The 26,062-nt window shown below is 64.5% G+C and carries 24 protein-coding genes; 9 read left to right on the top strand and 15 right to left on the bottom strand.

Translation table 11 applies throughout. The annotated features are described in order from the left end of the window. The first annotated feature begins 119 nt into the window (after positions 1–119). The 5 genes from ACYVOC_RS03745 (at position 120) to ACYVOC_RS03725 (ending at position 4,751) form a co-directional block, all read left to right on the top strand. Positions 120–752 (top strand): MarC family protein, encoded by a 633-nt coding sequence (locus tag ACYVOC_RS03745; RefSeq protein ID WP_116005755.1) that lies wholly within the window; start codon positions 120–122, stop codon positions 750–752. Between the two features lie 8 nt (positions 753–760). Then, on the top strand, positions 761–1,441 hold the full coding sequence (locus ACYVOC_RS03740; protein ID WP_116005754.1) for a winged helix-turn-helix domain-containing protein: 681 nt from the start codon (positions 761–763) through the stop codon (positions 1,439–1,441). 86 nt (positions 1,442–1,527) lie between these two features. Continuing rightward, the gene (creC, locus tag ACYVOC_RS03735) at positions 1,528–2,967 is read left to right on the top strand and encodes a two-component system sensor histidine kinase CreC (RefSeq protein WP_461160936.1); all 1,440 of its coding nucleotides are present in this window, start codon (positions 1,528–1,530) and stop codon (positions 2,965–2,967) included. Positions 2,968–3,069: 102 nt separating this feature from the next. Beyond that, a complete protein-coding gene (gene creD / locus ACYVOC_RS03730; protein ID WP_461160935.1) occupies positions 3,070–4,467 on the top strand; it encodes a cell envelope integrity protein CreD in 1,398 nt (465 codons plus the stop codon). Next, positions 4,464–4,751, top strand: a complete 288-nt coding sequence (locus tag ACYVOC_RS03725; RefSeq protein ID WP_461160934.1) for a hypothetical protein — start codon at positions 4,464–4,466, stop codon at positions 4,749–4,751. The genes creD and ACYVOC_RS03725 overlap by 4 nt, the downstream gene beginning before the upstream one ends. Before the next feature lie 265 nt (positions 4,752–5,016). Here the strand turns inward: ACYVOC_RS03725 and ACYVOC_RS03720 are convergent, their stop codons facing one another. From ACYVOC_RS03720 to ACYVOC_RS03670, 11 genes are all read right to left on the bottom strand, one after another. Next, positions 5,017–5,817: an amino acid ABC transporter permease gene (locus ACYVOC_RS03720; protein ID WP_461160933.1), complete on the bottom strand. Its 801-nt coding sequence runs from the start codon at positions 5,815–5,817 to the stop codon at positions 5,017–5,019. A 155-nt stretch (positions 5,818–5,972) separates the two neighbouring features. After that, positions 5,973–6,635, bottom strand: coding sequence for an amino acid ABC transporter permease (locus ACYVOC_RS03715; protein WP_461160932.1), 663 nt, complete (start codon positions 6,633–6,635; stop codon positions 5,973–5,975). 29 nt (positions 6,636–6,664) lie between these two features. Further along, positions 6,665–7,567, bottom strand: coding sequence for a glutamate ABC transporter substrate-binding protein (locus ACYVOC_RS03710; protein ID WP_461160931.1), 903 nt, complete (start codon positions 7,565–7,567; stop codon positions 6,665–6,667). A gap of 432 nt (positions 7,568–7,999) precedes the next feature. Further along, positions 8,000–8,638 (bottom strand): nitrous oxide reductase accessory protein NosL, encoded by a 639-nt coding sequence (locus ACYVOC_RS03705; RefSeq protein ID WP_461160930.1) that lies wholly within the window; start codon positions 8,636–8,638, stop codon positions 8,000–8,002. A 7-nt stretch (positions 8,639–8,645) separates the two neighbouring features. Then, positions 8,646–9,200, bottom strand: coding sequence for a nitrous oxide reductase accessory protein NosL (locus ACYVOC_RS03700; protein ID WP_461160929.1), 555 nt, complete (start codon positions 9,198–9,200; stop codon positions 8,646–8,648). Then, complete coding sequence (locus tag ACYVOC_RS03695) at positions 9,197–10,009, bottom strand: ABC transporter permease (protein WP_461160928.1); 813 nt, start codon at positions 10,007–10,009, stop codon at positions 9,197–9,199. Before ACYVOC_RS03695 ends, ACYVOC_RS03700 begins: the two co-directional genes overlap by 4 nt. 11 nt (positions 10,010–10,020) lie before the next feature. After that, complete coding sequence (locus ACYVOC_RS03690; RefSeq protein ID WP_461161169.1) at positions 10,021–10,923, bottom strand: ABC transporter ATP-binding protein; 903 nt, start codon at positions 10,921–10,923, stop codon at positions 10,021–10,023. Between the two features lie 4 nt (positions 10,924–10,927). Then, entirely contained in the window at positions 10,928–12,205 is a 1,278-nt protein-coding gene (locus ACYVOC_RS03685; protein ID WP_461160927.1) for a nitrous oxide reductase family maturation protein NosD, read from the bottom strand. Then, positions 12,202–14,826 (bottom strand): 4Fe-4S binding protein, encoded by a 2,625-nt coding sequence (locus tag ACYVOC_RS03680; protein WP_461160926.1) that lies wholly within the window; start codon positions 14,824–14,826, stop codon positions 12,202–12,204. The genes ACYVOC_RS03685 and ACYVOC_RS03680 overlap by 4 nt, the downstream gene beginning before the upstream one ends. 63 nt (positions 14,827–14,889) lie before the next feature. Continuing rightward, positions 14,890–16,824, bottom strand: coding sequence for a TAT-dependent nitrous-oxide reductase (gene nosZ / locus ACYVOC_RS03675; RefSeq protein WP_461160925.1), 1,935 nt, complete (start codon positions 16,822–16,824; stop codon positions 14,890–14,892). 25 nt (positions 16,825–16,849) lie between these two features. After that, positions 16,850–17,188 carry a DUF2946 family protein gene (locus ACYVOC_RS03670; RefSeq protein WP_461161168.1) on the bottom strand — a complete coding sequence of 113 codons (339 nt, stop codon included), beginning with the start codon at positions 17,186–17,188 and terminating at the stop codon, positions 16,850–16,852. Between the two features lie 283 nt (positions 17,189–17,471). Between ACYVOC_RS03670 and ACYVOC_RS03665 the strand changes: the two genes are divergently transcribed. Further along, positions 17,472–17,930 (top strand): c-type cytochrome, encoded by a 459-nt coding sequence (locus tag ACYVOC_RS03665; protein WP_461160924.1) that lies wholly within the window; start codon positions 17,472–17,474, stop codon positions 17,928–17,930. Between the two features lie 14 nt (positions 17,931–17,944). Beyond that, a complete protein-coding gene (locus ACYVOC_RS03660) occupies positions 17,945–18,988 on the top strand; it encodes an FAD:protein FMN transferase (protein WP_461160923.1) in 1,044 nt (347 codons plus the stop codon). Positions 18,989–19,057: 69 nt separating this feature from the next. Here the strand turns inward: ACYVOC_RS03660 and rsmA are convergent, their stop codons facing one another. The 3 genes from rsmA to ACYVOC_RS03645 all read right to left on the bottom strand — a co-directional run bounded on the left by rsmA (position 19,058) and on the right by ACYVOC_RS03645 (position 23,679). Next, a complete protein-coding gene (rsmA, locus tag ACYVOC_RS03655; protein ID WP_461160922.1) occupies positions 19,058–19,816 on the bottom strand; it encodes a 16S rRNA (adenine(1518)-N(6)/adenine(1519)-N(6))-dimethyltransferase RsmA in 759 nt (252 codons plus the stop codon). 61 nt (positions 19,817–19,877) lie between these two features. Next, positions 19,878–21,278: a peptidylprolyl isomerase gene (locus ACYVOC_RS03650; RefSeq protein WP_461160921.1), complete on the bottom strand. Its 1,401-nt coding sequence runs from the start codon at positions 21,276–21,278 to the stop codon at positions 19,878–19,880. A 16-nt stretch (positions 21,279–21,294) separates the two neighbouring features. Beyond that, the gene (locus ACYVOC_RS03645; RefSeq protein ID WP_461161167.1) at positions 21,295–23,679 is read right to left on the bottom strand and encodes an LPS-assembly protein LptD; all 2,385 of its coding nucleotides are present in this window, start codon (positions 23,677–23,679) and stop codon (positions 21,295–21,297) included. Between the two features lie 125 nt (positions 23,680–23,804). On the opposite strand from ACYVOC_RS03645, the gene ACYVOC_RS03640 reads away from it, so the two are divergent. Both ACYVOC_RS03640 and ACYVOC_RS03635 read left to right on the top strand, forming a co-directional pair. Beyond that, positions 23,805–24,932 (top strand): aminoglycoside phosphotransferase family protein, encoded by a 1,128-nt coding sequence (locus tag ACYVOC_RS03640; RefSeq protein WP_461160920.1) that lies wholly within the window; start codon positions 23,805–23,807, stop codon positions 24,930–24,932. Positions 24,933–24,999: 67 nt separating this feature from the next. Continuing rightward, positions 25,000–25,740 (top strand): 16S rRNA (uracil(1498)-N(3))-methyltransferase, encoded by a 741-nt coding sequence (locus tag ACYVOC_RS03635; protein WP_461160919.1) that lies wholly within the window; start codon positions 25,000–25,002, stop codon positions 25,738–25,740. Positions 25,741–25,743: 3 nt separating this feature from the next. Here ACYVOC_RS03635 and ACYVOC_RS03630 read toward each other — a convergent pair whose 3' ends face one another. Further along, positions 25,744–26,061, bottom strand: coding sequence for an antibiotic biosynthesis monooxygenase family protein (locus ACYVOC_RS03630; RefSeq protein WP_461160918.1), 318 nt, complete (start codon positions 26,059–26,061; stop codon positions 25,744–25,746). Between the last annotated feature and the right edge of the window lies 1 nt (position 26,062).

The raw sequence follows: 26,062 nt of genomic DNA, 5'->3' as shown, positions 1-26,062 counted from the left end.
ACAGTTCGACGAAAGACTGACGGCGCGCAAGAATGTGTGCAATTCACGCACCATCGAAACGCGCAGTACACAATGCCGTTTCCCGCTAGGATCGGCACTCCCTCACCCGAAGAGACAAGATGGATCTCAAGCCCCTCATCACCTTGCTGGCCATCGTCAACCCGCTGGCCATCGTTCCGTTTTTCATCCACTACACACAGGGCTTTTCCGAGGCCCAGCGCAAGCGCACCATCCGCACGGCGGCGTTCAGTGCTTTTTGCGTGATCGCCGCCTGCGCGCTGCTGGGCCTGCAGATTCTGGATTTCTTCAATATCTCGTTGCAAAGCTTCCAGGTCGGCGGCGGCATGCTGCTGCTGATCAGTGCGATGAACATGCTCAACGCCCAGCCCGCCGAGGCCAAGACGAATACCCACGAGCTGGAAGAAGGCGCAGAAAAGGCGGCGGCGGGCGCCAGCATTGCGGTGGTGCCCCTCACCATTCCGCTGCTGACCGGCCCAGCCAGCATGTCCACCGTGGTGATTTATGCCGACCGCGCGCAGACCTTCTGGCAACACGCGGCGTTGGTGGGCTATGGCGTGGTGATCGCTGCCGCCACGTTTGCGTGCTTTTCGCTGGCCGACCCGATTGCGCGCGTGCTGGGCAAAACAGGCATCAATGTGATGACGCGCCTGATGGGCCTGATCCTGGCCGCCTTGGCGGTGGAGGTGATGGCCGAGGGGCTGGGCAAGCTGTTCCCGGCGCTGGCGCACTGAACCTGGCCATGGCACCCCTGCGCGTGCTGCTGCTGGAGGACGACCCGGCCATCGCCCGGACTGTCGCCTATGCGCTCGAGCGCGAAGGCCTGCACACCACGCACAGCCTGCTGCTGCGCGACGCCCGCAGCCAGTGGAGCAGCGGCGGCTTTGACCTGCTGGTACTCGATGTAGGCCTGCCCGACGGCAGCGGCCTGGACCTGTGCCGCGAAGTGCGCGCCGCAGGCAATACGCCCGTGTTGATGCTCAGCGCCCGGGGCGAGGAACTCGACCGCGTGCTGGGCCTGGAGCTGGGCGCCGACGACTACCTGGCCAAACCTTTCAGCACGCGCGAACTGGCCGCCCGCGCCCGCGCCCTGCTGCGCCGCGCCGGGACCCCGGTGGCGCGGGCGCCCGCACCCACCACGGCCTTCTGCGACGACCGCAGCGGCCAGCGCATTCTTCTGCACAACCAGCCACTGCCGCTCACGCGGCGCGAGTACCGCCTGCTGTCGTGCCTGCTGGCGGGCGCGGGCCGCATCCATGCGCGCGACGCCTTGCTGTCTGCCGCCTGGGGTGATGAGAGCGAAAGCACGGACCGCACGGTGGACACCCACATCAAGACGCTGCGCGCCAAGCTGCGCGAGGTAGACCCGGCGACGGACTACATCGTTACGCACCGGGGCATGGGTTACTGTCTTGAGGTTTAGTTTCATGCAAAAATAGGCCTCTAGCGCTTATGTATCAAGCGCAAGCAGCTCTATTTTTGATAGCAATCACCACAAACCGCTGACCTATGCGCCTGGGCATCCGCCTGCTGTTCGCCTTCTTTCTCATCAACGGCATTGCCGCGTTTTTCGTGCTGCGCGTGTTCGTGGCCGAGATCAAGCCCAGCGTGCGCGAGGTGATGGAAGACATGATGGTGGACACAGCCCATATCCTGGCCGAACTGGCCAGCGATAATCTGGCCTCGGGAAGCCTGCAAACGGGCGGCAGCGCCTTTGCCCGGCATGTGCAGCGCTACGCCAGCCGCCCCGTCGATGCGGCCATCTGGGGGTTTTCCAAGCAATCGCTCGACTACCGCATCTATGTGACCAATGGTGCCGGGCGCGTGGTCTTTGACTCGCAATCGCAGGCCGTCGGTCAGGATTTCTCGCAGTGGCGCGACGTGGCGCTCACCCTGCGCGGCGAGTACGGTGCGCGCATGAGCCGCGACACGCCGGGGGACGACACCAGCGGCGTGATGCACGTCTCGGCGCCCATTTTTGTGCAGAACCGCATCGCCGGGGTGCTGACCGTGGCCAAGCCCACACGCACCGTGCAGCGCTTCATCGACCGGGCCGAGCACAAGGTGCTGATGGGCGGGCTGCTGCTGCTGGCGCTGTCGGCCGCCGTGGGGGTGGCGGTGACGCTGTGGATGGTGTGGAACGTGCGGCGCCTGCGCGACTATGCCCTGAGCGTGCAGGGCCCGGAGGCGGGCACGCACACCGCCGCAGCCTCCCCGGTGCTGGCCGTGCCGCAGGTGCCGGGCGAGTTGGGCGACCTGGCGCGCGCCATGGACCGCATGCGCGCCCGGCTGGAGGGGCATGGCTACATTGAAAACTATGTGCGCGCCCTCACCCACGAACTCAAGAGCCCGGTGGCCGCCATCCGCGGCGCCGGCGAGCTGCTGCAGGAAGACCTGCCCGCAGGCGACCGCGCCCTGTTTGCCGCCCAGGTGGTGCAGCAAAGCGAGCGCCTGCAGCGCCTCATCGACCGCCTGCTGGAGCTGAGCAAACTCGAGCAGCGCCAGCACGCCGAAGCGCAGGGCCCGGTGGCGCTGCACGACTGCGCCCGCACCGCGCTGGCCCACACCCAGGCGCGGGCGGCGCAGCGCGGCGTGGCGCTCACCCTCACGGGCCAGGGTTCCAGCGGCCCGTGGGAGGCCGAACTCATCACCCTGGCGCTGTGCAACCTGATCGACAACGCCATTGATTTTTCGCCCGCCGGCAGCACCGTGGCGGTGGAGCTGCAAGGCAGCACGGTGGCCGTGCAGGACAGCGGCCCCGGCGTGCCCGACTACGCTTTGACCCGCCTGGGCGAGCGCTTTTTCACCACTGCCCGCCCGAGCGGCGAGCGCAGCGGCTCGGGCCTGGGGCTGGCCATTGTGCAGCGCGTGGTGGCGCTGCATGGCGGGCGCATGGCGGTACGCAACACCGCGCCGGGGCTGCGGGTCGAGCTGCACCTGCCCCACTGAAAGTTTCGCCCAGCGGCAGGACTTCACACTGCCCTCACAAACTTCACCGTGCCCTCACGGCAGCGCCACAGACTGCCCCCACATTCACTGTGGAGGACACCCTTGAAACACCCCTGGTTCACCAAACTGGCCGCGCTGGCCGCCGTCGTCTTGTTGCTGCTTTTCGGCCTGGGCCTGATCGAAGACGTGGTACGCGACCGCCAGCACTACCGCAGCATGACCGCCCAGAGCGTGGCCAGCAGCCTGGCCGGGCCGCAAACGCTGATGGGCCCACTGATCCACAGCGCCTGCGTGGAGAGCTGGGACGTGGAAACCGGCAAGGGCGACGAGCGCCGCATGGAGGAGCGGCGCCGCGAGTTCCTGCTGACCGCCATGCCCGAGACGCTCCAGCTGAAATCGGGCGCCACCATGGAAGAGCGTGCCCGGGGCCTGCACAAGGTCAACACCTACAAGCTCAAGACCTACATCCAGGCGCAGTGGGCGCCGCTGACCCGCTTGCAGCCGCAAACCACCGTCAAAGGCTCGCGCATGCAGTGCGGGGCTCCCATCCTGATGCTGGGCGTGGGCGATGCGCGCGGCATCCGCACGGCGCAGCTCACCCTGGGCGGGCAGACGCTGGCGCTCAAACCGGGCACCTTTCATCCCCAGTACAGCCGGGGCCTGCATGCCACGCTGCCCGAATCCGTGATCGGCGCCACCGAAGGCCTTGCCGCAACGCTAGCCCTCGAACTGGTGGGCACCGAGCGCCTGTCCATCGTGCCCCTGGGCAGCAACACCGAGGTACAGCTGGAAAGCGGCTGGCCGCACCCCTCGTTTACCGGCCGCTTTCTGCCGTCCGAACGGGCGGTACGGGACGACGGCTTCACGGCGCAATGGCGCCTGTCGTCCCTGGCCACCACAGCACAGCAGGATGTCGCCCAGGGCAAACCGGTGTGCCAGGCCAGCGGCGGCGACGACGAGCCTGCCGCAGCAGCCGCGCCCAGCGGCGGTTGCGCCGACAGCTTCAGTGTGGCCTTCATTGACCCGGTGAACCCGTATTCACTGGCCCAGCGCGCCATCAAGTACGGCGTTCTGTTCATCGCCCTCACCTTTGTGGGAGTGGGCCTCTTCGAACTGATGAAACGCCTGCGCGTGCACCCGGTGCAATACCTGCTGGTCGGCAGCGCGCTGTGCAGCTTCTTCTTGTTGCTGCTCAGCCTGTCAGAGCACCTGCCGTTCGGCGCCGCCTATGCGCTGGCAGCCACGGCCTGCGTGCTGCTGCTGGGCTACTACGCCAGCCACATGCTGGGCAGCGTGCGCCGGGGCCTGCCCTTTGGTGCGGGCATGGCGCTGCTCTACAGCCTGCTGTATGTGCTGCTGCAACTGGAGCAGACGGCACTGGTCGTGGGCGCACTGGCGTTGTTTGCCGTGCTGGCCCTGGTGATGGTGCTCACGCGCAAGGTGAACTGGTACGGGCTGACCGCCCCACGGAGCGCTGCTGCAGCGCCGCAAACGCCATGAACTGCGCCCACCCTTTCAACCAGGAAACCACCTGGGCACAGCACCTGATGGCCCCCGTCACTGCGCAGCAAACGGCCCTGCCCCCCGCCGAGGCGCTGCGCCTTGCGCGCCTGCACGACCGCCTGCTGTCCGCCCTGCAGGCGAATGACCGCGCAGCCCTGCGCTGCGCCAAGCAGGAGGTGCTGCAGGCCGCCTTCACACCGGCAGGCACCCCGGCGCTGCGCCGTGCATTGCGCGCATTGGTCTGGCGTATGGCGGCGCTACTGCCACTGGCACGGCGCTGAATACCGGGATATGAATGAAATCATCTGATGGGCGACATACCTCGGACAGGGACAACCGCCTCTGTACAAAGACCGGCGCTCGGGATTGGCCCCCTCGCCCCTTGCGGGAGAGGGAGCGAGAACCCTCTGAGATCTGCTCAATATCAGATGAAATAAGACTCTAGCGCTTTATGGACAAGCGATAGCAGCTATAAAAAAGAGAGTCGCAGTAGTGCCGCTCTCTTTTCATTTCTGGCGAAGTTGCATGGAGCATGCTGAACGATGGTCAATGCACCGGCTCGCCAAGCCGCTTGCTTGCCTTGGAGATCGCGTAGTTCACCAGGCAATACAGCAGCGCCACCACAAGGTACACCGGCACCAGCGCATGGTAGTTGGCGATGAGCACCCTGGCGTTCTGCATGAGTTCACCGTAGGTGACGACGTAGCCGAAGGTCGTGTCCTTGACCACGATGACCAGTTGCGCGACCAGCGCCGGGACAATGTAGCGAAGGGCCTGGGGGAAGACGATGACGAAGAACACCTGCATTTCGGTCATCCCCAGGCTTCGCGCAGCGTCGGTCTGGCCACGGGGAACGGCGAGCACGCCCGCGCGGTACACCTCGGCCACCACCGCGGCGGTGCTCAGGCCGACGGGCAAGGTCAGCATCCAGTAGGTGCTCAGCTTGATCCCGATCTGCGGAAGCACTAGAAAACACACATAGATGAGCAGCAGCGTCGGCGTGCCACGCAGGAACTCGATGACCGCGACGCTCGGCCAGCGCAGCAGCCGCGGCCGCGCCAGGCGCCCCAGCAACAGCACCAGCCCGAGGGACAACGCGATCGCGGCGGCCATGGCCGCCGAGGCCATGGTGCCGAGCAGGCCCTTGGCCAGGAAGGCCCAGGTGGTTGGCAAGGCGAAGAATTCCCAGTACCGCGCGCCCAGCTGCCCTGCGGCATGGAAGCGCAGCACGACCCCCGCAGCCAGCAGGAGCAGCACGGCGGCCGTGACCGCGCTCGCGGCGCGGCGGGCGACCCGGGCTTGCGGCCGGGGATCGCCAAACAGAATGTCTTCCAGAGAGCGGCTCATCCCAGTTATCTATAGCGCTGCGCGCCACCTGCAACCATGAAACTGGCGCTCTCCAAGCCAGCGCACCCGTGGAACTGGCTTTGCCAGGCCACCGGGTGCGTCCCCCTCCCGCGCAGCGAGAGAGGGGGAAGACGCAAAGCGACTCAGGGGGTGCTTCATTTCAGTATCCGCACCTTCTTTTCCAGGGTGGCGCCCGCCCAGGCAATGAGCAAGCCCGTCGCCACGTACATCGCAGCGGCGACCGCGAACGCGGCAATGCCAGCGGCGGAGTCTGTGGCGATCTTGGACACGAGCGCGGTCAGCTCCCGGCCCGGAAATGGCACCTGCGAGGCCAGCGAGGTCGACAGCATCAGCGCAATCAGCAGCGAGGTCAGCGGCTGCACCACCGCGCGCAGTGCCTGCGGCAGTACCACCGCCGTGATGACGCGCATCGGCCGCATGCCCAGGCTGAGCGCCGCCTCGGCCTGGCCGCCGCTCACGGTGTTGATGCCCGCGCGCAGGTAGTCCGCCGTGAACGCCGAGCAGACCAACGCCAAGGTCAGGACCACGCTGGGCTCATAGTCGATCAGGACGTTGAGATCGGGCAGCGCGAACACGATGAAGACCAGCAGCGCAACGCTGGGGATGTTGCGGAAGATCTCGACGTAGACGGTCAGCACGAAGCGCAGCAGCGGCAGCGGGAGGAGCCGGAGCACCGCCACCACCATGCCCAGCAAGAAGCCGGGCACGAACGACAGCACGGTGAGCTTCCAGGTCAGCAAAAGGGCCTGCCCGAAGGCAGGCCCGTAGTCGACCAGGAGCTTGGAAACCTCGCCCATCCGCTATGGAAACCCGCTATTGAAACGGGTTATGGCAGAGCGGGCGGCGTCGGAACGGCGGTGCTGCCGGTGCGCTGCCCGATGGAGATGGTCCAGAGTTTGGCCCAGGTGCCATCGGCTTCCACCTTCTTCAGAAAACCATTGATGAAGGCCACGCCGTCCGAGCCCTTGGGCAGCCCGATGCCGTAGGGGTCCTGCGCACCAAAGGGCGCGCCCGCCAGCTGCGCGTCGCCGGTGCCAAGGCTCAGGGCATTGAGCAGCAGCGTGTAGTCGGTAACGTAGGCGTCCACGCGCCCCTGGCGCAGTCCGTCAAGGGCTTCCTGGTGGGTCTGGAACTCTTGAACCACCGCCTTGGGCGCGAACTGCGCGAGGATCGCGGGCCCCGTGGAGCCCGCCTGCGTGGCAACCTTCTTGCCGCCCAGATCGTTGTACGACTGGATCGCCTTGTTGTTCGCCTTGACCAGCACCCCGGCCTGCGAGGTGTAGTAGGGGCCGGCGAACGAGATCTTCTCGGCGCGGGCGGGGGTGATGGAGTAGGTGGCGAGCACCATGTCCGCCTGGTCGTTGATAAGCACCTGTTCGCGCGTGGACGAGGTCACCTGCGTGAACTGGATCTTGGCCCCATCGCCCAGGATGTAGCGGGTGATGAGCTGGGCCAAACCTGCGTCGAAGCCGCGCATCTTGCCGTCTTTCTCGTTGAGCAGCGAGAACAGATTCGAGGTTTGCGTGCCGCCCAGGCGGAGCAGGCCGGCCTGCTTGATCTTGCTGGCCCAGGTGCTCGAAGCGATGGTGGCCGCGTCGGCGACAGGGCCCTGCGCGACCAGCGCGTCAAACGCCGCTGCATTGATGGGCGTGCCCTGTGCGAAAAGCGGCCCAGTGGCCCCAATGGCCAGGGCCACCACGGTGGATTTCAGAGCGGATTGGATCGACATGGATTCCTCTTGGAGGGTGTGGGACGTAAACCAATATATAGCAGTTATGGAATACGCGGAGTGCTCGTCCGGTTTGTCCACCGGTGTGCACCCGATGCAGCCATCTTGCCCTTCATGGGCGCCCTGCATCCCCGGCTCGGCGTTTTGGAGCGGCTCCTCGCCCTTCCCCTATCAGATCGGTCGGAGCAGTTCCAGCGGCCACGCTTTCCTGTTGATCCAACTTGCGCTCCAAAGAACCACTGACCAAGTCATGGTGATACTTCACGGTGAGTGCTCATTGAATAGCAGCGCCGACTTCGAGACGAAACGCTTTTTACCGCTCACCGCTACCAAAAGCATAGCTATTCACGCCTATCCACCGATTGATTGAGATTGGAAAATACCTGCACTGCTTATCCATCAAGCGCTAGTAGCTACATTTTCAATAGCTATTCAATGCGCATGCACGCCCTGCCCACCCAGCTGCGCCACCAGCCCGGCGTCGACATCGGCATAGGCCAGCACCTTGCCGCCGCGCTGCGCGGCAAACTCGCGCGCTTTCTCTTGTGATGCAAAGGCGGGCAGGTTGCCTGCGCGCATGGGGCCTTTGGCGGTGGAGCCAGTGACATAGAAGGCGCTGCGCGCATCGACCCAGCTGCGGCTGGAGACGTCGGTGACGTAGTGCGCCACGATCTCGCCCGCGCTGCGCCCGGGGCTGTAGCGGGCGACGTCGCCCAGGTACATGAACAGGCTCAAGGGCGAGTCGAAAAATTGCGCATCGCCGTTGGCAAAAATGACCTGCGCCGCCCAATCGGGCGAGCGCGACGGGTACATGCCGCACACCGGGCAGCGCACATCGGCAGGAACCGGACGGGCCGCCTGCAAAGGCAGGCCCGAGGCGGGGTTGTAGGGCGTGGGGGGTGCGACAACGCAGACGTCGGCTTCGATCTCGGGGGCCGCCCCAGGCCCCTGGGCTGTACGGACCATGGGCAGACTCCACAGCACCAGGGCCAACAGTACCAATGCAAGGCCCGCGCCCACCCACAGGCGCAGGGCCTGCGCGGGCATGGGGGGCTGCCAGGGCTGGTGCATGGTGCGATTACATCCGCGTGTCGTGCAGGGCACCGCCGCTCAGGTCGACCATGTCGGCCTTGATATCGGCAAAGTGCAGCACCTTGCCGCCATATTCGGCGGCGAATTTCACCGCGTCGGCCTCTTGCGCAAAGCTGGCAATGGTCGGCCCCATGGAGCCGTGGCGCTTGCTGCCCAGCACGTAGATTGCGGTCTTGGCGTCGATCCAGTGGCCCACCGGCTGTTCCCACTGCGCCTGGCCCATGTCCTGCACGTACACCGCCTTGATGGCGCGCACCTGCTCGCCGGCCAGCAGCGTGTTGAACAGCTCGACCGTGTCGCAGAAAAAGCTGGGGGCCGCCTGGCCGGCGTAGTGCACTTGCGCCTTGGGGCCGGGGTAGTCGGACAGCAGCATGCCGTCGAGCTCGCAGCTGGTGGAGCGGTCGATCTCGACCGGCGCCAGGGTCTGGGCACTGCCGCCTCGCTCGCCGCAGCCGACCAGGCCGCCCAGTGCGCCCAAGGCAGTGATGGCCGCCAGCCCGCCGAGCAGGTGGCGGCGGCAAGAACAGGGTGTGTTTTTCATTTGAATCTCCAACGTGCCAGCGCGAGCGGCAACACAATCCAGGCCAGCATGACGCCGCCCATCACGGTAGGACTGCCCAGCGACGGCGGCACGATGCTGGCCAGGCCATAGAGCGTGCGCACGTCATCGAGCGAAAAGACGTTCAGGATACGGAACACGTCGGCCGGGTTGAGCAGCAGCAGCCAGGCAAAGGCATCGCCGCCAAAGCTGCCGCCAGTGCCCACCAGCACGCCCAGCAGCAACAGGTCAAACACCAGCACGAAGAAGAACCACATGGCAATGGCCAGGCCCGAGGCGCGGGTGCGGTCGCGGGCAATCACCGACACCAGCACGGCCAGGCTCAAGAAGGCCAGCCCCAGCAGCACCGAGCTAATCATGAAGCCGATGTAGTGGTACAGCCCGGCCCAGCTGACGTGCTGGTACAGCAGCACCGCGACCAGGCCGAAACCGACCAGCGTGGACAAGGTGAGTGCTGCCGCCAGGCCCAGGTATTTGCCCAGCAGCAGTTCGAGCCGCGTGATGGGCAGCGACAGCAGCAGGTCGAGCGAGCCGCGCTCGCGTTCGCCGACGATGGCGTCGAAGCCGAGCAGCAGCGCGATCAGCGGGATCAGGTAGATCACCAGGCTGACCAGGCTGGCAATGGTGAACTCGATCGAGCGAAAGCCCACCGCGCCCTGCTGCGCACCGCCAAAGTAGGCAATGACGAGCGAGAACACGGCGAACACCAGCGCCACGGCCAGCACCCAGCGGTTGCGGATACGGTCGCGAAATTCCTTGGCGGCAACGGTGAAAATTTGTGTCAGTTCCATGGCCTGTCCTTTCAGTCCGAAAAGCCGAAGAACACGTCTTCCAGCGAGGGCTCGTGCATCTTGATGTCGAGCACGCGTGTGCCAAAGGGCGCCAGCGCGGCCAGCACGGCCATCTTGCGTTCGCGCGGGCAGGCCAGGCGCAAGCCCAGGGTGGTCGGCTCGGGGATGGCCGTCGTGGCGTGCACCAGCGCCTGCGCCACGGCGGGGGTGTCACCCGCTTCGATTTGTAGCTCAAACACCAGCGGCATGTCGGTTTGCTCGCGCAGCGCCTGCACGCTGCCCACGGCCTGCACCTTACCGGCCGACAAAATCGCCAGGCGCCCGACGCGCTCTTGCAGCTCGGCCAGGATGTGCGAGGTGATGATGATGGTCACGCCCTCGGCCTGCAGGCCGCGCAGCGTGGCATAAAAGTCGCGGATGGCCTGCGGGTCCAGGCCGCTGGTGGGCTCGTCCAGAAACAGCACCTGGGGCGCGCCCAGCAGCGCCTGCGCAAAGCCCAGGCGCTGGCGCATGCCCTTGGAGTATTCGCGCACCGGGCGCTTGCCGGCATGGGCCAGGCCCACGCGCTCCAGGGCCGGCTGGCACTGCGCCAGGGGCGCGCCCTTGAGCTTGGCAAAAAAACGCAGGGTTTCGAGGCCGTTCAGGTTGTCGTACAGCACCACGTTCTCGGGCAGGTAACCCAGGTGGCGGCGCGCGGCGCGAAAACCACGCCCGCGCACCGAAGCACCACCGACCAAAATCTCGCCGCTGGTGGTCGGCACCAGGCCGAGCATCATTTTGAACAGCGTGCTTTTGCCCGCGCCGTTGTGGCCGATGAGGCCAAAAATCTCGCCACGCGCGATGTCCAGATCGACGCCGTCGACCGCATGCAAGGCGCCGTAATGTTTGGTCACGCCACGCAGCGAAACCGCCATGCCGTTACTGACCGGGGAAATGCTTGCCACGCCACTCACTCCAATTCTTGTGTGTCGGAACCATGCGCGGCTTGGGGTCAACGACCGAAGGCACGCGCAAGACCGGAAATTGCTGGCCCACCAGGCGCAGCGCCTGCACCGCGGGGCTGGCCAGCAACAATTTCATGCTCGGGTAGCGCCAGCTGAGCCGGTCCACCATGTCGTTGGCCTCGTAGCGCACGTCGCCCACGCCGTCGCCGTTGCGGTCCCAGCCCAGGTAGTTGCTCCAGTGGTTGCCGCTTTCGACGCCCCAGGGCTCATCGCGGGCGCCCACATAGCGCACCTGTTCGCGGTTGCCGATGAAGTCGTTGCCCTCGACCACGTTGCGCGTGGAACCGGCCGAGAGGTGCACGCCGACGACGTTGTCCACCACCAGGTTGTTTTTCAACACGGCGTATTCGACGTCGTAGATGAAAAACCCCCGGTTGTTGCCGGCCACCACGTTGCCCTCGACCACCGCGTCCTGCACCGAGCGCAGCATGATGCCGTGGTCGGAGTTGCCCCAGGCGCGGTTGTTGCGCACGGTCTGCTCGCGCACCTCCATCAGCGCCAGGCCGCCCCGGTTGTAGTAGGTCTCGTTGTCTTCCCAGACGTTGTAGTACGAGGTCATGTAGTGCGTGCCGTACCGGCTGTGGTGCAGCTTGTTGCCACGGAAGACGGCGTGGTGCGACACGTCCACATACAGCGCATCGCGCACGAAGCCGATGTTGTTGTGCAGGATCTGCGCACGCTGGGTGTTGTAGAGCTGGATGCCGTTGCCGCGCTGGGCCGAATCGAACTCGCGCTTGCCGGTAATGAGGTTGCCCTCGATGCGCACGTCGTTGGCCTTTTCGATCCACAGGCCAAACAGGTTGTAGGTCAGGTCGCAGTTTTGCACCACGGCGCGGTGCGCGCCGGGATAGAGGTAGATGCCGGCGTTCTGCTCCTTGAGGCTGCTGCCCGAGTCGCGCACGATCAGGCCCTCGATCACCACGTCGGGCGCCGTCACGCGGATGGTGTCGCCGGTCAGCCCGCCACTGAGCGTGGGGCGGTCGATGCCGCGCAGCGTGAGCGGCTTGTCGATCAGCAGGTTGGCGCGGTACATGCCGCGCTGCACCTCGACCACGTCGCCGGGCGCCGCCGACTGGACGGCAGCCGCCAGATCCTGGCCGGGTTGCACCTGGATGGTGGCTGCCCAAGATAGGCATGCCGCGCTCAGACCCAGCAGCGCAACAAGGGAGGCGCGCACCAAACCATGCGTCATGGGATCAGCCAGCCCATCGACTTGAGCACTAGGAACAGCGCTGCGCCGATCAGCAGGTTCTTGAAACCCACGTAGCTCATCATGTCCATCACTCCTGCCGCACGGTAGTTGCCGCGCCACCATGGGCCGTCCTTGACGTAGCGGCGGCCCGACAGGCGGATCAGCACTTCGTACACGCTCCAGCCAAACCACCAGCCAATGATGGCACCGGACGACAGCGTGCCCATGGCCGTCATGACCCACGCCACCGTGGCGGCCACAGCCAGGGAGAACCCTGCAATCTGCAGCGCGCGCTGGCTGTGCCAGCCCTCGGTGCTCCAGGGCCAGAGATGGTCACGCACTTCCATGATGACCCATTTCAGGCTCGATTCGCCTGCCTTGTGCCAGGGCGCCACAGGTTCGGTAGGCATGCGGGGGTCGGGGCCATTGGCCGCCTTGGCGCTGATCTGCTCGGTGAAACTTGCCGCCGGATGGATAGGAATGAAATAGCCATTCGCGCCAATGGGCGTGATCTCCAGGCCGTCTTTTTCGCGGCGCTTGCGCTCTTTGGCGAGCGGCGGGCAGCCCTTGGTGTCGGTGTAAAGAATCATGCAATCGAGGCAGTGCAGGCACTCGCGGTGGTCGATGCGGCCATCGGCGTCGATGGCCTGCGCGCCGCAGCCCACGGCGCAGGCCTTGCAGCTGTTGCAGTCCTGCTTGCGCTTGAGACCAAACCAGCGGAAAGTGCTGGGCATGGCCAGCGACGCGCCCAACGGGCAGATGTACTTACAGTACGGGCGCTCGATGAAGATGGATACGCCCAGAATCGCGGCCACAAACAAGCTATAGGGCCAGGCCCGGTTCATTACGCCAACCAGGAAGGTGGTCTTGAAAGGCTCAACTTCAGACAGCTTTTCTGCCAGACCCATGGAGAACATGGACACGGTGAGCAGGAAAAAGAAAATGGCGTACTTGAGCCATTTCAGGCGGTCATGCCACTTCTGCGGCAGCTGGGTCTGGAAGCGCTTCAAACCGACCGCCCTGGCGATCTTGTAGATGCCTTCCTGCAGCGACCCGAACGGGCACATCCAGCCACAGAACAGGCCACGTCCGAACAGGAACACGGTCACGATGATGAAGATCCAGAACAGGAAAATGAACGGATCGGACAGGAACAGCGACCAGGTCCACTGGAACAGCAGCGCATGGAACCAAGTCAGCACCTGCGTGATGGAGGGCTGTGCCATGTAGCCAAAACCGATCCAGAAGATGCTGATGGCCCAGAACGTGTACTTGAAACCGTTGACAGGCCATTTGTTCTTGTGCGTGGACAGGCGCGTGAGCCGCTCGCGCAGCGCGTAGATCACCGTGACGGCGACCAGCAGTAGACCAAACAGACTGATAGGCAGGGCCTGAGACTTCCAGATCCGCACCCAGGGCGCATCCGGTTCCACAACTTTGGGGCGTCCACCCTCGAGCAGGTTGGCAGGCAACCAGTATTTGGATTCGAAGACAGCAAAGCTGCGGTGCCCGGTGGCCCGGTCCACACGGTTGCCCAGAAAGGCAAACTTCCAGGGATAGGCGGCCGAGAACGCACTGGATCGAATGACAAAGATGGCCGACTCGTTGTAGCGCGGTGCGCCTTCGGCGGAGAGGCCATAGAGGTTGTAGGAATCGAGGTCGCGGAAGGTAAACGCATCAGCCCCCTGTTTGACCTGCACGCGGTCGTAGATACCGCCACGCACAAAACCCGATCCCTTGAAGGATTCGCCACCGCCGGTGCGGATAACGAAGAGAGCGTTCTCGCCTTCCTTGAGGCGCGATCGCAGGCTTTCATAACCCCCATCGCCCAGCAGGCTGCGGCCGATATCTGGATGGTTAAGGTCACCAAACCACAATTCAATGAACGGCTCCGGGCCGCGCGGCAACCCGACCTGCTCAGGCTTGACAAGCAAGGGCTGCACCGCACCCATGGCCACCAATTGCGCCCAGTCGTAGCGCTGGCCAGTGGCGACAAAGCGCGCAGGGTCGCGCACTGTGGGCGCAATGATGCCCGTTTGGCGCGCCACCGCAGCGCCCGACAGCATCATTACCTGGTTCTGCGCAATCACTGTGACAGTAGCGCCGGAGATGGCATCAAGGCCTAGTACGTTTTCTTCCGGCCGGGAAGGGCCCACCTCGATCTGGTCGGTTACCGACTTGCCCAGGTACTGGTTGTTGAAATTCACGAGGGCCGACTCAGGAATGCCCAGCAACAAGATCGGCTCGGAGTGCTTGAGCACCTGGACGCCGACGAAGCGCCCTTGCAAGTCCATGCCAATGAGCGTAACCACCGGCTTACCGGAATAAGCCGGCGTGTCGGTGATGTCCGTGGACAACATCACATAGCCCAGCAGTTTCTTCTGGGCCCCATCGTTGTCGTAGGCCTCCACGTACGGCGGCTGGCCTTTGCGTTCAGAAAAATGCTGGGCCCCGGGGAATACGTCCTTGCATGGCAGCAACGCGCACATGTCCTTGGCGGTAGCAAGTTCCGCAGGCAACTCGGCTTCATAAGCGCCCGCATGGGCGCGCGGAGCAAGCAACGACAACGCCAGAAAAAAAGCGACCCCAAGGATCGCGAACCGTTGGCCAAGCAAATACATCACGCTTTCCTATAGTGAAGGCGCCGCACCCCCTAGTGCTGCGCGCCTCCGGTGAACGACCTATCAGCCTTCAACAATCATGCGCGTACGCATCTCAAGGTGAAGAGCATGGCAGAAATGGGTGCAATAACACCAGAACACGCCGGGCTTGTCAGCAATGAAGGTCACCGACTTCGTCTCCAGCGGGTTAACGATGAAGTTGACGTTGTGGTTCGGAATGGCAAAACCGTGCGTCAAATCTTCGATCTTGTCGAGGTTGGTCAGGATCAAGGTGACTTCATCACCCTTCTTCACCGTAAATTCACGCAGGCTGAACGCAGGCGCCTGGGACGTGATCTTGACAGTGACCTTCTTACCGTTGCGGAACACGCCCGATTCCTTGGGATCCTTGATGGCCAGTGGGAAATCGTCGTGCGAGTAAACCTGCTTGGGCTTGACCAGATCGCGCTTGAAAATGATGAAATCATGCGGTTCGCCACGAACCGGATGGTCCGCCAGCAGCACCATCTTCTCGCCAGAAATGTCGATGAGCTGTTCATTCTCGGGGTGCAGAGGCCCCACGGGTAGGAAGCGATCCTTGGAGAACTTGCAACCCACAGCGAGGTACTTGCCGTCGGCGGCAATGGTCTCGGACTGCGTGGCGTTGATGTGGCCGGGCTGGTAGTGCACATCGAGACGATCCACCACATACTTGGCGCTCTTGTCGCCGGCATGGAACTTGATGGCTGATTCCACGTTCCACTTCACTACCTGGCTGTCCAGGAACAGCGTGGTGTAGGCGTTGCCACGGCCGTCGAAGGCGGTGTGCAGCGGGCCCAGGCCGATTTCCACCTCGGCAACGATGGCGTCATCGAGCTTTTCCATCTTGCCGTCAAACCAGTCGAGCACCTTGGCCAACTCGATCACGGTAGCGGTGGGCGAGAGTTTGCCGGCGCAGATGAAGTACTTCTGGTCAGGGCTGGCGTTCACGCCGTGCGGGTTCTTGGGCACGCTGACGTAGGCGGTCAGAGCGGTCTTGGGATCCTTGTTGCTTTCATGCGTGCCGTCCACCACGGGCACCTTGGAGGTTCCGATGGTCTTGAACTTGCCGGCCTTGACGGCTTCCTCGATGCGCGCCACGTTGAAGAACAGGCAGGCGTCGCGCTCGGCGGACATCATGTCCTCATAGTGCGCACCCATCTCGACGTTGTACTGGTTGGTGGCGGCGAGCTTGCCATCAAACGAGGTGGCCACCAGGTCGCAGTTGCCGTCGATCATCACCTGCCAGCGCACTTCCATGGTCTCGGCGTCCACGCACGAGAACAGCGAGCGGTACTTGGTGTGATCCGCGGTGCCGATGTTGTTGGGCATGGGAATGGCGAATTCGCCGCCGCAGAACACGCGGGTGGTGTAGTTGATGGCCGGATCAACAGGGTCACGCTTGTCCGGGAAGATGCCGTGAAAGCCCTGCACATTGGGCAGCTGAGTGATCTTGTCGCAGACGAAATAATCGAGACGAACGCGGGCGATACGGCTGTTGATCTTGTCATTGATCCAGGCGTAACGGCCATCGTAGTTGCCGTCCTTGTAGGAGGCGTGCGTGTGGTGGGTGTCAGCCACCGTGTAGTTCAGGCTGCCATCGGGCTTGGTGCCAATGACGGCCTTGGATTCGTTGGTGATGCCCCAGCCTACGAGTGCATCAGGTACAAAGCAGGGGATACGGTGGATTTCGCGGCCGGACGGCAGGCCCAGAATGCGCATATCTCCAGTGTGTCCACCACTCCAGATGCCGTAGTAGGTGTCGAGTTCACCAGGCTTGAGGTGGGTACTGGCGCTGGCATGGGATGCCGCGGGCGCAGCAGCAGGGCTGGACGCCGCTGGCGCCGCCGGGCTGGCAGCCGGCTTATCGTTACAGGCAGCGACCCCAACGGTCAACCCAGCCAGTGCGGCGGTGTTGATGAACCGGCGGCGTCCAATGCCAGCGGTTGCTACGTTCAGGTCTTCTTTCTTTTGGCTCATGGTGAATTACCTCTTTAGGATGGGCTCAGGAAAAACGGGGAGGAGCCCGCGCAGGCGGCGGCGCCGCCATGGTGGCTACAGCAAAAACGCGGATACGAAAAGAAGGGTGATCGGCTTGCGGCGCGAAAGTGGGCCAGCGGGCGTGCGCCGCAGCAGGGGGCGCACCTTCAAGCAAGCACAGGGGACAGTCCATACCGACAGCGCCCAGCGCTTCGCTACCATCGGTGGAATGCGCAACGATCTTGACGACTCCAGCACTGGAGCAGACGAGCTCCAGCGCTTTTGGCTGGATAATCGGCGAAGCCATGGCGGCACCCAGGTAAAGGGCAAACCACGCCAATAACCACCAGCGCAGTCGGGTCATGGATCTCAGGGTTTTCATGGTTGACAAGTATAGGCAGGTAATCAGACGTGTCCTTGACATTTGTCAAGATTGCTCGTAGGGGTAACCCCGAAAATGCTCTGTAAACGGCTTACATTACAGGCTGTGCTTTCGGTGCTGTAGTGGCTCTGTGCAGAAATGCCAGACCCGTGCGGGCTGCCTTCTGGTGTTGCCCTCCCAGTGGCGCCGCCATGCCGTCCGCAGCGAGCCGGCTTGCACGCAAGTAGGCCACGCATTTTTTCGATTTACGATACAGAGACACCCCATGCAAAACCGCACCCCCGTTTTCGCCATTGCCGCCCTGGCACTTTTTTTGACCGCTTGCGGCGACAAGAAGCCCGCTGAAACAACGGCTCCGGCGCCAGCCCCAGTCGTGGCACCCGCAGCAGCACCTGCGCCCGTCGAGGCACCGGCCGCCGCTGCTGCCCCCGAAGCAGCTCCTGCTGCAGCACCCGCTCCTGTGGCTGACGCAGCCCTGGGCAAGAGCGCTTACAACAAAACTTGCGCCTTGTGCCATGCGGCAGGCGTAGCCGGCGCTCCCAAGCCCGGCGACAAGGACGACTGGGGCCCACGTATCGCCCAAGGCAAAGAGACTCTGTACAAACACGCTCTGGAAGGCTTCACCGGCGCCAAGGGCATGATGCCGGCCCGTGGCGGCAACAGCAAAATGGCAGACGACGACGTCAAGGCCGCTGTTGACTACATGGTTGGCTTGTCCAGCTAATCCGGGAGACGGCCATGCACAGCATGCATCTGCCCCGTGGGCTGACCAGGCGGCGCATGGCCATGGCGCTGCCTTTGCTGGGCAGCGCTGCCTGGCTTCCTTCTGCCATGGCCACAACAGATGCCACGGTGGAACGCAGCACCCGTAGCCTCATGGGCACGCAGGTGGATATCGTTGCCCATGGCGCGCACCAGCCCACCCTGCAGACTGCCGTGGCGCAGGCCTGGCAGGAAATGGCGCGCCTGGCGTCCCTGATGACCCGCTACAGCCCGGACAGCATTGTCAGCCGCATCAACCGTGCGGCCGGCGTGCATGCCGTCAGCGTGCCAGCCGAGGTGATGCCGGTACTGCAGGCGGGACAAAAGCTGGCCGTACAAACGCAGGGCGCCTTTGACATTACGGTGGGGTCGCTCAAGGCTTGGCACTTTGGCGAAGGCCAGGCCAGCCTGCCCACACCCCAGGAAATCGAGGCACAACGCCGCCTGGTGGGTTACCGCAATCTGGTGCTAAACGAACGCACGGGTACCGCTTTCCTGCGCCAGCCCGGTATGGCGCTGGATCTCGGCGGCGTGGCCAAACTGCCCATCCTCGAAGCCGGCATGAAAATGCTCCAGCGCCATGGCGTGGAACATGCATTGCTCAACGGTGGCGGCGATGTGCTCATCGCGGGCCAGCTCCACGGACGCGCCTGGCGCGTGGGCCTGCGCGACCCGCATGCGCCCGAACGCATGCTGGGCATGCTGGAATTGCAAGGCCAGGCCATCGTGGCGTCTTCGGGCGACTATGAACGCTTTTTCATGGTGCGAGGCGAACGCCAGCACCACATTTTGAACCCCGCCACAGGCCGACCGACCCATGGCCCGCACGGCGTAAGCCTGCTGGCGCGCGATGCCGCCAGCGTCAATGGCCTGGGCACGGCCATCATGGTGATGGGCAGCGCGGGCGCAGCCAAGCTACTCCAAAACCGGCCCGAAATCCAGGCCGCGCTGGTGGCGGAACGGGACCAAAGTGTCTGGCAGACGCCGGGCATGGCCGCCTTGCTACGCCCCGTGGTCTAAGAACGTTTTCATGATCTAAGACAGAGCAACGGCGCTCGCGCTCCCTCTACTCGGGTGGGCGCCTTTTTTTTACAGGCTAGCGGCCAGCGCCACGAATTCGTGCACGGGCACTTCCTCGGCGCGGCGCTGCACATTGAAGGTCCCGGCAAAGGCGCGTGCTTCGAGCCAGCGCCCGAGGGTGTGGCGCAGCAGTTTGCGCCGCTGGCTGAAGGCCACCTGCACCAACTCCTCCAGCAAACGTGCATCGAGCGCCACGGGAGCCTCGCGCGGCACCATGCGTACCACGGCGCTGTCCACACGGGGCGGTGGATCAAAGCTCTCCGGCGGCACGAACAGCACGTTCTCCATGGCGTAGCGCCACTGCAGCAGGACCGACAGGCGCCCGTAGTCGCTGGTAGCGGGCGAAGCCACCATGCGGTCGATCACTTCCTTTTGCAGCATGAAGTGCTGGTCGGTGATCACATCCACATACTTGAACAAGTGGAACAGGATGGGCGTGGAGATGTTGTACGGCAGATTGCCGACAACTCTTATTTTTGTAGCATGTAGCGCTTGTGCCACCTGCGAAAAATCCACTTTTAATACATCAGACTCGATGACATCGAGCTGCCCATGCAAGCGCAGGCGCAGCGCCAGATCCCGATCGAGCTCAATCACCGTCAAGCGCCCCAGGCGCTCGACCAGGGGCTGGGTCAGCGCCGCCAGACCAGGCCCGATCTCGACCATGGGCTGACCGGGCTGCGGTGCAATCGCCATCACGATGGCGTCAATGATTCCGCCATCGGCCAGAAAGTGCTGGCCAAAGCGCTTGCGGGGAATGTGCTTCATCGTCCGGCTCCAGCGTTCAACGGGGAACGATGCCGTTCAGAAAATGCGGAAAAAACGGCCCTCATTGCGGCGGATCGCGGTATTCAACATAGGCACGCCCCCGCAGTTCCTGCGCCCAGACGGCATAGGCGTCCTCGATTTTTTTCTGGCGAACCATCTGGCGCACCACTTCGCGCTGCTCGCGCGGATTGAGCTTGGTCTCGCGCCGCTCGATGAGTTGTATCAGGTGTACGCCAAAACGCGACACCAGGGGCGCGCTGATTTCGCCGGGCTTGAGCGCGTTCATGACTTCCTCGAATTCGGGTACGTAGCTGCCGGGATTGGACCAACCGAGATCGCCGCCCTGCTTGGCGCTGCTGTCCTGAGAATGCTCTTTGGCCAGCTCTGCAAAGTCGGCCTGACCCGCTTGAACGCGGCGGCGGTAGTCGGCCAGCCGGTCGGCGGCGGCCGTCTCGCTCAGCTGGGCACTGGTGCGCAGCAGGATATGGCGGGCGTGGCTTTGCATGACCGTAGCGGGCATGCCGCTGCGGGTTTTGTCGATCACCTTGAGCACATGGAAACCGGCCCCCGAACGCACGGGCCCCGCCACGCCGCCCACAGGCAGTGCCTGTGTGGCTTGCACGAAAAGTTCTGGATAGCGGTCGGCCGGGCGCAAGCCCATCAGCCCTCCGGTGCGCGCATCGGCGGCGTCAGAAAATTCGCTCGCCAGAGCGGCAAAATCTCCGCCTGCACGGGCTTTGTCGGCTGCGGTCTGGGCGCGTGCCTGGCGCTCGGCCACCTGGGCGGGACTGGCACCTTCGGGCACCGCGACAAGGATATGGCCCAGATTCAGATCCATCTGGGCCTGTTCGGCACCTGCACCTTGCTCGCGCTGGTACTGGTCGATTTCATGGTCGCTCACGCGCACACGGGCATCCACCTCGCGCTCGCGCAAGCGCTGCTGCGTCAACTGGCGGCGCAACTCCTGGCGAAATTGCTCACGGCTGATGCCGTCGGCCGCCAGACGCTTGTGCATTTCTGGCAAGGACACCTCGTTCTGCCGTGCCACGCTTTGCTCGGCCTGATTGACGGCCAGGTCATCGACCACGATACCGGACTCACGGGCCAGCTGGAGCTGCGCGCGTTCGAGAATGATCTGCTCCAGGGCTTCACGTGCCAGCAACTCCTGCGGCGGCTGCGCGCCGCCTTGGCCGGCCACCTGCCGCTGCAGGCGCGCCAGGCGCAGGCGTACCTCGTGGTTGGTCACCGGCTCGGAGTTGACCACGGCGACGATGAAATCAGCCTGCCGGGGCTCCAAGGGTGCGGCCGCTGTTTTGGTTTGCGGCGCCGGCACGGAGGGCGGCGGCTTGCGCCCCACACCCACGCCTGCTGCGCCGGGGGTGCGCACCCCTTGGGCTCCGGCACCCAGTGAAACAAGAGAGGCCAGGCACACCAGGCCAAGAGCCAGGGCACGTGATTTCATGGTGTAGGGCTGTGCGTTAGTCATAGTTGCTGAAGCGGCTGGGGATGCTGACCTGGTCGCGCAGATACCGGTAGCCAGGAATGTTTTGCTTGAGGCTGCTGAGCGGGTTGGAGCCCAGACTCAGACGCGAGAAACCCACGAATTCGATCTGGAACAACAGACGGGTGTTGCTATTGTTCAGGCCATTTTGCAGGCGCTCAAGCACCACGCGGCCAATCCAGCAGCAACTGTCGTATTCAATGCCGACGACGGCATCCACCAGCTTGCGATCTTGCAGACTGTAGTTCAATCGGCCCACGCTGTACCAGCGCGCGCCCCCATCCGGCGCACCGCGCCCACCAGCCTTGCCACCTGGGGCACCCTTGTCGCCCCACAGGTCGTTCAAGGGCCACTGCCAACCGATATCGACCTGCTCGCTGGTACCGCGCTGCAGGCGGTAGGCCGCGCTGACGACGCGGTAGTCGCCCGGCTGGTAGCGCGCACCGATGGTCGAGCGGATCGAGCGCCCGGTCTTGCGGTTGAACTGCACCGTGGAATCCACGCTCCACTGCGGCACCCAGTTCACGGCCGCGCCCACCAGCACGTCAGACAGCCGCTCGCTTACGGCGGGTGTGCCAGGAAGGCTGACCTGTTGGTCAGAGAAGCGAAAGCGCTGCGCCACACCGAAACGCGCGGTTTCGGCACCGGTGGCGGGGTCGAGCAGGCGACTGGTCACGCCCAGGGTGAGCAGATTGTTGTCGGCAATGCGATCGTTCCCGCCAAAGGCGTTCTCGGTATAGATGGTGGCAAAGTTGAAGTCGTTGGCCGCCGTGTCGTACACCGGCAGCAGGTGCTGGTCGCGGTAGGGTGTGTAGGTATAAAAGGCGCGCGGCTCCAGCGTCTGCATGAAAGCGCGCCCGAAGAAGCCTGCATCGCGCTCGAACACCAGTCCACTGTCGACGCTGAAGGTGGGCAGCGCACGGCTGGCTGAGCGTGCGCCGTTCGCCAGTGGGCTGTCAAACTGGTACTGGCTGGCATGCCATTGCAGGCGCGGCGTGACAAAACCTTCAGGTGCCAGGAAAGGGCGGCTGATTTGCGCCAGTGCAAAGCTGCGCTGCGCATTGGGCTGGCCCGTCCGACTACGGTCTGCATGAAAGCGCGTGCTGTCCAGCTCCAGACTGGCATCCAACCCGGCGCCCAGGCGCGACGGGGCATAGCGCCACTGCAGCTGCGGCAGGCGATCGTAGGGCGGCACGATGGGTGCGGACACATCCTGCAGCGTCTGCCATTTCAGCGTGCGCAAGCGCAGCGTCGTCTCCGCGCCGGCCCAGGACAGCTGGGCGTCGCCGGGCAGCAGTCGCTGCGTCAATTGCTGGGTGCCCCGCGGGAAGTCGCGCCAGTAGTTGTCGTCGCTGGCGCGGTTGAGGTTGAGGTTCACCCCCAGACCGCCCACGCTCGTATCGATGGTGCCCGTGTGCTGCAGCGAATAGCTCCAGCGGTTTTGATCGCGCAAACGGTCGCCTGGCAATACGTCGGCGCGCACCTGGCCCTGGTAAGAGGGCTCGAGGTAACGGAATTCGCCACCCAGCTGGATGCCCCGTTTGGCCATGATGGCCGCTTGCAGGGTAGCGTCGCGGTTGGGCGCGATGTTCCAATAGTAGGGCTGGGCGTATTCGAATCCGTTGACGCTGTTCAGCCCCAGGGTGGGCGGCAGCAGCCCGGACTTGCGCTTGTCCGACAGCGGAAAACTGATATGCGGAATGGGCAGCAGCGGTACGCCCTTGAATTCCAGCACGGCGTTGTCGGCTGTGCCCACTTCTTCGGCCTGGTCGATATGGATGCGGTCAGCGCGCAGCACCCAGTCGGGCCGCCAGCTTTGCCCTTCCTCGCGCGTGCAGGTGGTGTAAGTGGCGCTGTGCACATCGGCACGGTCGCGGTCGATGAAATCCACACGCACCGCCTCGCCGTGGGCGCCGTTGCGCAAGAACTGGTAGCGCGCGTCGGTGAAAAAACCTTCGAAGGCATCCACGCGCAACTCCAGCGCTGTGCCTTCGTACACATTGCCTGCGCGGTTGATGCGCACCGGCCCGGTGGCGCGGACGGTGTCGTCGGGGGCGGTATATTCCATGCGTTGTGCACGGACCACGGTGTCGCCCCGGCGCAGCATGGCATTGCCTTCGATCTCGGTGCGGATGTCGGGTTGGCCCGTAATGCGATCGCCCGACACAAATACCGGCAACTGCGAGCGCACCGCTTCCGGAATGGTCTCGCCCAGCATCGGGCTGGCCCGCAGCGTGGTGGGCGCATCCCAGGCGCTGGCCTGCGCCGAAGCCGCCAAGGGCAGACCGCACAGCACGCCCGCCACCAGTGCGGCGACCGCCGTGCGCGGGTGGACTGGTACCGGCCCTGAGGAGGCGGACAGCAGGAAAGAGGTGCGATGCAAATCGTGCAAGAAATCAGTCCATGGAATCAGCCGCGCACGGCGCGCACCATGCGCCCGCCCGCCACCCGCGCCGGACAGGCCGGGTTTGTAGAATCCGATTATCCATGAGCCACCCTACTCCCTCCGCTTTCGCAGCCTCCCCCCCTCGCACAACGGCCACCGTGGCCTGGCCTGACGCCGCGCGCCATGCCGCCTTCGACGCCTGGCTGGCACCCCTGGCCGCTGCGCAGGGGCTGCAGCCCGACACCCTGCGCCCCGCCTCGGCCGATGCCAGTTTTCGGCGCTACCTGCGCATCGACACGGGCACGCCCGGCCAGAGCTGCGTGGTGATGGACGCGCCGCCGGACAAAGAAAACTGCCGCCCCTTCGTGCAGGTGCAGGCCCTTCTGCAGCAAGCGGGCCTGCATGTACCGCAGATCCTGGCCTGGGACGAGGCGAACGGCTTCATGCTGCTGTCCGACCTGGGCCAGCACACCGTGATCGAGAAACTCGACCCCGCAGCGCCGCAAGACGCCTACGCCTGGTACCAGCAAGCCACCGACACGCTGCTGCAGTGGCAGCTGGCCTCACGCCCCGGCGTGCTGCCGCCCTACGACGAAGCCCTGCTACGGCGTGAGCTGGCCTTGTTTCCTGACTGGTACATCGCCCAGCACCGCGGCATGGTGCTGGACGCAGCGCAGCAGGCCGTGCTCGACCACGCCTTCAACCGCATCGTTGCGCACAACCTGGAGGCGCCCAGCGTGTTTGTGCACCGCGACTTCATGATGCGCAACCTGATGGTGCCCACCACACCTGGCGGGCCGCTCGGCGTGCTGGATTTTCAGGACGCGGTGTACGGCCCCATCACCTACGACATCGCCAGCCTGCTGCGCGACGCCTTCATCAGCTGGGACGAAAATTTTGTCATCGACATTACCGTGCGTTACTGGGAGAAGGCGCGCAAGGCGGGTTTGCTGGGCGCGGGCAGCCCCAGCGGCTGGGGGGCCGACTTTGGCGAGTTCTACCGCAGTGTCGAATGGATGGGCCTGCAGCGCCACCTGAAGGTGGCCGGCATCTTTGCGCGCCTGACGCTGCGCGACGGCAAACCCAAGTACCTGCAGGACGCGCCCCGCTTTTTGCATTACATCCGCAGCACCGCCGACCGCTACCGCGAGCTGGGCCCGCTGTGCAAGCTCATCGACCAGATCGAAGGCACAGAAGCGGCTATGGGCTATGCCTTTGGACGCGTTTAAAAATATATAACAAATTAGCCTCTAGCGCTTATCCATCAAGCGCAAACAGCTACAAAAATCACAGTAAATGCCGCGCTTTCACTGCCCCGCAGACCTGGCCCCCGGGCTGGAACTCGCCCTGCCTGCGGGCGCTGCGCGCCATGTGCAGGTGCTGCGCATGCAGCCGGGTGATTCGATCACGCTGTTCCACGGCGGCCTGCAAGACCCCGGAGCGCCGGGCGGCGAGTTCGACGCCACCATTACCCACATGGGCCGCAGCGAGGTGCGCGTGCAGGTGGGCGCCCACCACGCCATCGAGCGCGAAGCCGCACGCACGGTGCACCTGCTGGCCGGCATCACCGCCAACGAGCGCATGGACTGGCTGGTTGAAAAAGCCACCGAACTGGGCGTGGCCAGCATCACCCCGCTGCTGGCCGAGCGCAGCGTGCTCAAGCTCAAGGGCGAGCGCGCCGACAAGAAACTCGCCCACTGGCAGGCCGTGGCCGTGGCCGCCTGCGAGCAGTGCGGGCGCAACCGCGTGCCGACCATTCACCCGGCCATGGATCTGGCGGGATGGCTGCGCAGCCCACTCGCCGACGCACAGGGCGCGCGCCTGTTGCTGTCGCTGCGCGCCGAAACGCAGCCGCTGCACACCAAGGTGCCCGGCAGCAGCGCCCTGGTTTTTCTCTCTGGCCCGGAAGGGGGCCTGAGCCCCACGGAAGAAGACCTGGCCCTGCAGCACGGTTTCGCTCCGGTCACCCTGGGCACGCGGGTGCTGCGCGCAGAAACCGCGCCGCTGGCGGCGTTGGCAGCATTCACGCTCGATTGAAGATCACAGACCGTAGTCGCGCTCCACGCGGGCAATACGGATCTTGAAGCCTGCGTACCACTTCTCGCGCCCCTGGCGCTGGGCCTCCAGATGCTCGGCATCTGCCTTCCAGGCGGCGATGGATGCGAGATCGGCCCAGTACGACACCGTGATGCCCAGGCCATCGCGCACCGATTCCACCCCCAGAAACCCCGGCTGCTGCGCTGCCAGCTCCACCATGCGCTGCGCCATGGCACCGTAGCCATCGTCCCCCTCGGTACGCAGGCTGGTGAAGATGACCGCGTAGTAAGGCGGCGCGGGCGTGTGGGCAAAGCCTGTCATC

The sequence above is a fragment of the Simplicispira piscis genome (assembly GCF_054783455.1).
The sequence above is the reverse complement of the archived record's forward strand: the minus strand, read 5'-3'. Positions and strand labels throughout refer to the sequence as shown.